Annotated in this window: 1 protein-coding gene; it reads right to left on the bottom strand. The window is 32.8% G+C overall.

Annotation, left to right across the window (positions count from 1 at the left end):
* Positions 1-278: 278 nt before the first annotated feature.
* On the bottom strand, positions 279-1,892 hold a 1,614-nt coding region (locus tag BM088_RS27510; protein WP_091991994.1), incomplete at its 5' end, for an Ig-like domain-containing protein.

The following is a 1,892-nucleotide window of genomic DNA, read 5'->3' as shown; positions in this document are numbered from 1 at the left end:
CAACATGAGTGCACAACTTAAAAATTTAGTAACCGTAAATTTCATTAATATTCCCTTATTCCAACAAATTTATTTTAAGTACAGAGTAACTTCAATGCAAAACGCCACTTAAAATGAGCATTTAAAATGAGCATTTAAAATACAACAAGTTAAACTGTACCAATTAAGGAACATAAATAGAATAGATAAATATGAATTTTAAGTAAGATATAAGCACAAAAAAACATGGCTATAATTTTTGTGCTTATGAAGTATGAAGTCAGTAAAAATCCGCTAAACTAATCCAAATAGCCTAAACGGTAAACTTCATGTTGCCTATGTAATAACGGATCTTGCATTTTACATTTCCCGTAATAGCTCGATATGTCCCAGTTACTATAACTACATAATTCTGGCGTCATTTTATCTTTTATCTGTTCAATAATATTATTATCGAGTGCATCATCTGGAAAGTGGGAGTTTTTGATATTAATTGCCCAAGATAAAGCAACAGGGGCAGCCCAAGAAGGCTGCATTGAACTAATTGGATATGAAGCTAATCCCAATGCGTCTGTATCCATTAATGGTGTCTTATTTGCTACTCTTGATTTAACGCCAAAATTAATGAAAAGATCGACCCAATGTTTAGAATTGTCTCGATTAATCAAAAGTTCAGGTGCCATTACATTTTCTAATTTACCATCGATAGGCAATTTAGAGTCTAATATAGCAAAGTCGCCCACTAAGATTTTGTTTTTAAAACTCTTATCAATATCTAAAACATTGTTAGTACTTGTCATATTTACATCGCTCGCCTGAGCTGAAAAAATATTATCTGAGTTAAATAAAACGTCATAAAAAGGTCTATATACATCAAGTAACTTTACTAAAGTATTTATGTCAGGCTCGGGTTCTACACACAATTGAGACCAACGAGTTTTAACTGATTCTAAAGTATGACCACCTGAGTAATTAATATACTCAATACCTTGTTCATCAAGCACTTGCTTTTTAAAATCATTTGCAGCCGAAATAACTAAGCTTCTAAGTCGTTCAAGGTTACTATCTGCTTGACCTTCTTCTATTAATTCAGCCCTACAAAATAACCCTGAGTATATTTTAAAAAAGTCTGGTGGCGTTGCTATCACAAACTCAGCTTTAGGGTTATGTTCTAATAAATACAAGAAAGGGGTTTTTCCATGACCTAGATATTCAATATAATTATCAAATGGATAAAGACGATCAGATAACCAAGATAAAGGGTCTAACCAAGTGGCTGGTATAAATTTACTGTTATTATTATCATCAGAAAATGTATCTATTTGATTTAAGACTGCTTTCGCCATTTTTGGTATGTGAAACTGAGGATCATAAGCCTCTAGTTGTGCTTGATGATAAAAGCCATCTTGCCCTTGAGTAAATGCGGCTTTAACTCTGCTACGATAACGTACCGTTGCCGAAAATTCTAAATTAGTATCTAAGATTAAAATCGTTTGATTCTGATAAGTTTTACTCGCATCAAATTGACCATCAGAAAATTTAACCGAAACTAGTTCACATTGTGGACTTTCAGGGTGAGTTACACAATTTATTTGTTGCTCATCAATTATTGCAATAGTATGTGAAACAAAACTATCAACCTGGTTTTTTAGGTGTATTATTTTATCAGCAGGCGATAACATAATTGTAATATCAACCAGACCTTGAGCAGTATGCGCACCATCACTAATGCTATAGCTAAATTGCGCATCACCAGTAAATTCCTCTTCAGCCACAAAAGTCACTTTATTATTAATAATCTCAGGTACACCACCTTTAATTGCAGTTACTGCTGTAATCGTTAATTGCGCATTTTCAGCATCAGTATCATTAGCTAATACATCTATGTTAATTTGTTCACCTTTAAATATAGT

Origin of the sequence: Pseudoalteromonas denitrificans DSM 6059, assembly GCF_900112265.1 — a bacterium.
GTDB classification, from domain to species: domain Bacteria; phylum Pseudomonadota; class Gammaproteobacteria; order Enterobacterales; family Alteromonadaceae; genus Pseudoalteromonas; species Pseudoalteromonas denitrificans.
The sequence above is the reverse complement of the archived record's forward strand: the minus strand, read 5'-3'. Positions and strand labels throughout refer to the sequence as shown.